The following is a 5048-nucleotide window of genomic DNA, read 5'->3' on the forward strand; positions in this document are numbered from 1 at the left end:
AAGGGGATCAGGTCGTCGGGGGCGGGGTGGTCGCGGCGTTCGGCGGCTGCGGTGACGGCGAGGAAGGCGTCGGCGAGCATCGCGAGGGTGACCCAGCGGTGCCAGGAGGTCCAGCGGCGGACCTGGTGCTCGTCCAGCCCCGCCAGGCCCTTGCCGGCCTGGAAAGTCTCCTCCACCGTCCAGCACCGGCCGGCCACCCGCACCAGGTCGGACAGCGGGACGGAGTGGGGTGAGAAGCAGCGGTAGAAGGCGAGTTCGCCGCTTCTCCGGTTGCGGCGGACCGGCAGCCACCAGTGCCCGGGCCGGTCGGCGGGGCCGTGGATGTCGGCCTGGGCCCAGTCGTAGTACCGCTCGCCCTTGGCGCCCGCTCCGGCCGAGCGCCGCTGCCAGGCCCGTTTCGGGATCTTCGCCACGATGGCCTTGGCCGGGAACTACTCTGCCACCGTGGTGACTTGGTGGGTGCTGGAGACTACCAGGACGTAGCCGGTCCGGCGGTCTTCCAGCGCGGCCCGCAGGTGCGGGTTGTCGCCGTAGACCTCGTCGCCGGCGACCCAGCGGGCGGGCGTTCCCGCATCCAGGGCCCGGGTGATCATCCGAGCCGCCAGTACCGGCTTGGTCGTGAAGGTGAGGTCTTCGGCGGTGCCGGCGGTCCGGCAGCGGTCGAGGTCGTCGGTCCACGAGCGCGGGACGTACAGGGCCCGGTCGATCGCGGCATGCCCGCAGGCGGCGGAGTAGACGAGGTAGACGGCGACCTGGGAGTTCTCGATCCGGCCCGCCGTGCCGGTGTACTGGCGCTGGACGCCGACCGTGGCGGTGCCCTTCTTCAGGTCGCCGGTCTCGTCGACCACCAGCACGGCTTCGTCTTCGGCCAGGTGCTCGACCACGTAGGCGCATACGTCGTCGCGGACCGCGTCGGCGTCCCACTTCGCGCGGTGCAGCAGGTGCTGCATGCCGTCCGGGGTGGAGTCGCCCGCGTGCTCGGCCAGCGTCCAGCAGTTCTTCCTTGGCAGGTCCGCCAGCAGGCCCAGCACCAACGCCGTTGCGTGGCGGCGTGGTTCGACCCGCGCGAGCCGGCCCACGATACGGCCCGTCAGCTGGTCGAACATCGACCGCCACCGGGCAGGCACTACGCTGTGACCTGCGGCCACCGCCTGATCTTCGTTGGTCGACACAACTCACGATGATCAACGGTGGCCGCAGCCCTCTCCGCACCGGCCCCGACCAGCAAGATCACGACCTACGGCTGGAGTACTAGTCGGCCTGCAGGACGAAGAACAGGAAGCACAGGAAGCGCGGCTTGGCTGCGATGGCCTCGGGGAACATCTCGCGGGCGGCGGGATCAGGCTCCGGCTCGCTGATGACCGTAATCCGGAAACCGGCCCCGATGAAAGCCTCGATCATCGCGTGCAGCGGCCTGTTCCACCTGCTCACCAGGGCGGTATGGCCGCCAATGGTCCACTCCACGGTCCATTTGGTGGTGTCGAAGTAGTTGTGCTCGGCCTCGCGACCGGCCTCGCGGTGTATGAGGTTGATGGCAAAGGGATGGTCGACAGATGCGATCAGCCGACCGCCGGGCCTGAGTACGCGTCGCAGCTCGGCCAGCGCCGGCCCCCAGTCCTCCAGATAGTGCAGCACCAGGGACGCCGTTACATCGTCGAATGTGTCATCAGCGTAAGGAAGCGGGCTGCCCAGGTCCGCCACCTGCAGGTCCGCACCGTCACCGAGCCGCCGCCGAGCCAGCTCCAGCATCCCGGCACTCGTGTCGAAGCCACTCACAACGGCGCCACGCTCGCGCAGCGCGGCAAACAGGGCCCCCGAGCCGCAGCCGGCGTCGAGAATCCGTCGGCCGGCCACGTCTCCGGCGAGGGCCAGCATCGCGGGCCGCTCGTAGTAGGCATTGACCAGGTTGGTTTCGTTTGCGGCCGCGTACGCCTTGGCGAAGCTGTTGTAGTCGTTGGTCTTCGACGGTTCCGCACTCACTGCGGACGGCGAGACCAGCTTGGTGGAGATCGCGTGCTCTTGGCGCTCACTTGAGATCATGGTGCGGGAGACGTGTGCTGCACCAGTTCAGTTCCGGGCCGCTCCCGACGGCCCTCACATCCTTCGAGATCCAACGAGCCGTTCGTTCCCGAGTTCGTCCAGCACCGTCCGGTGCAGCCGACGCCACAGGCCTGCCTCGGTCCATACCGACCTGCACCGAGATCCAACGCCTGTTCACCACCCTGACCAGCCGGGCCCACGACCTCGCGCACCGACTCCGCTGGTCACACTGGCGACGCCGACACCAGGCCCGCGCCCGCGACTGCCACTACCGACGGCAAGCAGCCGCCCAGCCATGAAGATCACGATCTACGGCTGGAGTACTAGGCACCGTGCATAGTGTGCTCATGGATCAATTCGTGGGTCGGGGCCGCCTCGAATGGTGGGCCAATCCTTCGACTTGCCTTGAGATGTACGACATCGACATCACCGTCGCCGTCGACGCGGTCGGCCAGTGGCGGGCAACCGGTCGGCATTCCAACGCCCTTGACACGACCCAACGCGAGGGCTGGGACTTCCTCATGGAGATGGATCCCCACTTCTCCATTGCGCTTCCCGGTGAGGACCGCGGAGGGATCATGGTGCGAGTCGTCGAGGCAGGGGATGGAACCCTCACGCTCACGGAGGCATCGGACTGGGACGGCTCCGAGAACGTCACCTTCGACCTCACCTGAGTGCAGCTCGCAAGGGCAGGAGACCGACTTCGCCACCCTGCCACCGACTCCGGCCTGTCACCCTTTACTGATCTTTCAGAATGAAGTTCGGAGGCGGCGAAGTCATATGAGGCTGCAGGCCAGTTCGAGCAGGCCCTGGTGGAGATCCGCGCGGCGTTCGCAGCGGGTGCGGAGCCGTTTGAACTGGTGCAGCCAGGCGAAGGCGCGCTCGGCCACCCAGCGCACCTTGCCCAGCCCGGAGCCGTGCGCGACGCCGCGTCGGGCAATCATCGGCTTGATGCCGCGCTTCCACAGCAGACGACGGTACTTGTCGAAGTCGTAGCCCCGATCGGCGTACAGGCGCCGGGGCTTGCGGCGGGAACGGCCTCCCTCAGCAGCCTCGCTGCACACCGGGCAGTCCCGCTCGTCGACCGAGTCCATCACACCTGGATGACCGCAAGAGTCGCACGGCCGCATGCTCTCGCCCACCCCCTCCCGAACAGGCACGTCATCACTCGCTAGACGATCACCAGCACCAGGGCGAACGCGGCCAGGCAGTGCTCGATCAGACTGCCGGTGTAGCCTCCGTCGGCCCAGACCAGGGCCAGGCGATGGTGAGCGGCAGCCACCTGTTCCAGCAGGATGTGGGCAGCGGCGCGATCGCCCACATCCGCAGCGGTGACCATCACGCCCAGCAGCAGGCCAAGGGGGTCGACCACGATGTGCCGCTTGCGTCCGTTGACCAGCTTGCCGCCGTCGAAGCCACGGGTGCCGGCGCCGACCACGGCATCCGCCTTGACCGACTGCGAATCAATCACCCCGGCCGTCGGCAGGGCATCGGCCCCTGCCCTCTCCCGGACCTACCCGCGCACCCGGTCATGGAACTCCCGGATCCGGCCGCGATCGTGCCAGCGGCGGAGGAACGCATAGACCCGGTCCCACGGCGGGAAGTCGGCCGGCATCGCCCGCAACTTGATGCCGTTGTCCACGAGATAGCCGATCGCGTCCAGCATCGCCCGGTGGCAGTACGCTTCCGGCTGCCCGCCCTGGCCCTGCATCCAACCCGGCACCCGCAGCAGCGGCCGCGCCACCACCCACTCCGTGTCCGTCATGTCGCTCGGATACCGGCGCTCTCGCAGGCGATTGTCGGCAGCGTTTCCGAATCGGTGAGCCAGACAGTCACACTCCCGAGTACCCGCGGTGGACTGCACGGCCATCGGCACGCATGGCTGCGACACTAGGGCCTCCTGATGCTCGGTGGTCGACGCCATCGATCTGTTCAGGAGGCACTCCTGGCATGCGCCGAGCAGCCGACGACCACCCATCGAGACGGCCGTTCGAGCACCAAGCCCCCAGAGCATGACGACAGAAGCTCCTTACGCGTCGGGGTGCTCCGGCAGGGCGAGCCAGTCCGACCAGGAGATCTCGCGGCCGAGGAAGCGTGGCTGCTCGAACGGCCAGTCGGCGGCGATCCACCGCGGCACCAGCTCATCGAGAGCCTCCTCGACCTTGCTGTCCACCAGCTCGTCCACCACCCACCAGGAGATCTCGCCGTCCGCGCCGGCCCTCTCCGGTGGGTCGATGTAGACGCAGCCGAGCAGAGCTGTCTCCGGCGCGTCGAACAGCGCGTAGTTGAAAGACTGGTGTGCGGCGATCTCCTTCTCGTGCCGCAACAGGTCGGCCTGGTCGGCCTCGTAGGTCATGGTGGCCGCAGGCCAGCCCCAGGCTGGGCCGAAGATGGTCCACAGCCGCTCGCGCGAACCCATCACAGCCGGATAGTCGAGCGGGGTGTCCGCCTCCCGGATCGGCCGCAGGTGATGACCACTACCCGGCAGCGGTACCAGGACGGGATGGACGAAGTTATCGGGGAGCCAGCTCATAGCGCCCGACCGTAGCAGCGCGCGGCCGTCCCCTCCCATGAACTTTCCCCGTATACCGCCAGGTCCTGCTCTCATGCCGGGCAGTACCCGCGATCACCCGATCGAGACACCCGTTCGATCGACAGACTCCATGATCGGTATGGCAACGGCTTCTCAGCCTGCCGGGATGCGCCATCTGATCGAGACTTTCGCTCTCGAGGCCCTCAGAAGGGGGCGATCGGTCGAGCAGTTCCTTGGAGGTGCGGGAACAGTGGAGAGCCCGGAAGTCCGCTGGGTCGAAATCCGCCCGGTACCTCACGGCTTCGTCGTGGTACTTCATGAGGACGAGGACATCGGTGGCGAGGACTTCTGCGATCTGCATGGGCTCCGCGGGGTCGAGCGCGAGGACGGCCAGCAGAACTTCGGTCATGAGATCGGCGTCGTAGGTGCAGGTACCGAGCCCCTGCACCTGGCCGCGCAAGAACTGGGCGCAGAC

At 67.7% G+C, this 5048-nt stretch carries 6 protein-coding genes and 3 pseudogenes; 3 read left to right on the plus strand and 6 right to left on the minus strand.

What is annotated here, in order from left to right:
- Together E0F75_RS00425 and E0F75_RS00430 are read right to left on the minus strand one after the other, a co-directional pair.
- Positions 1 to 1106 (minus strand): annotated as a pseudogene (locus tag E0F75_RS00425) (IS701 family transposase); the annotation flags it as partial.
- A 145-nt stretch (positions 1107 to 1251) separates the two neighbouring features.
- Positions 1252 to 2040, minus strand: a complete 789-nt coding sequence (locus tag E0F75_RS00430) for a class I SAM-dependent methyltransferase (RefSeq protein ID WP_187620419.1) — start codon at positions 2038 to 2040, stop codon at positions 1252 to 1254.
- A gap of 149 nt (positions 2041 to 2189) precedes the next feature.
- Between E0F75_RS00430 and E0F75_RS00435 the strand changes: the two are divergent.
- Both E0F75_RS00435 and E0F75_RS00440 read left to right on the plus strand, forming a co-directional pair.
- Positions 2190 to 2339, plus strand: a pseudogene (locus tag E0F75_RS00435) (IS701 family transposase); the annotation flags it as partial.
- Between the two features lie 48 nt (positions 2340 to 2387).
- Positions 2388 to 2714, plus strand: coding sequence for a hypothetical protein (locus tag E0F75_RS00440; RefSeq protein ID WP_187620420.1), 327 nt, complete (start codon positions 2388 to 2390; stop codon positions 2712 to 2714).
- Positions 2715 to 2816: 102 nt separating this feature from the next.
- Here E0F75_RS00440 and E0F75_RS00445 read toward each other — a convergent pair.
- From E0F75_RS00445 to E0F75_RS00460, 4 genes and pseudogenes are all read right to left on the minus strand, one after another.
- A pseudogene (locus E0F75_RS00445) lies at positions 2817 to 3080 on the minus strand (transposase); the annotation flags it as partial.
- A gap of 131 nt (positions 3081 to 3211) precedes the next feature.
- Positions 3212 to 3511 (minus strand): transposase, encoded by a 300-nt coding sequence (locus tag E0F75_RS00450; protein ID WP_187620421.1) that lies wholly within the window; start codon positions 3509 to 3511, stop codon positions 3212 to 3214.
- 42 nt (positions 3512 to 3553) lie between these two features.
- A complete protein-coding gene (locus E0F75_RS00455) occupies positions 3554 to 3805 on the minus strand; it encodes a transposase (RefSeq protein WP_229312393.1) in 252 nt (83 codons plus the stop codon).
- A gap of 264 nt (positions 3806 to 4069) precedes the next feature.
- The gene (locus E0F75_RS00460) at positions 4070 to 4573 is read right to left on the minus strand and encodes an N-acetyltransferase (protein WP_187620422.1); all 504 of its coding nucleotides are present in this window, start codon (positions 4571 to 4573) and stop codon (positions 4070 to 4072) included.
- A gap of 166 nt (positions 4574 to 4739) precedes the next feature.
- Here E0F75_RS00460 and E0F75_RS00465 point away from each other — a divergent pair.
- Positions 4740 to 5048: hypothetical protein (locus E0F75_RS00465; protein WP_187620423.1), on the plus strand; the 309-nt coding region annotated here is incomplete at its 3' end.

Source organism: Streptomyces sp. CB02980 (genome assembly GCF_014451325.2).
GTDB lineage: Bacteria > Actinomycetota > Actinomycetes > Streptomycetales > Streptomycetaceae > Streptomyces.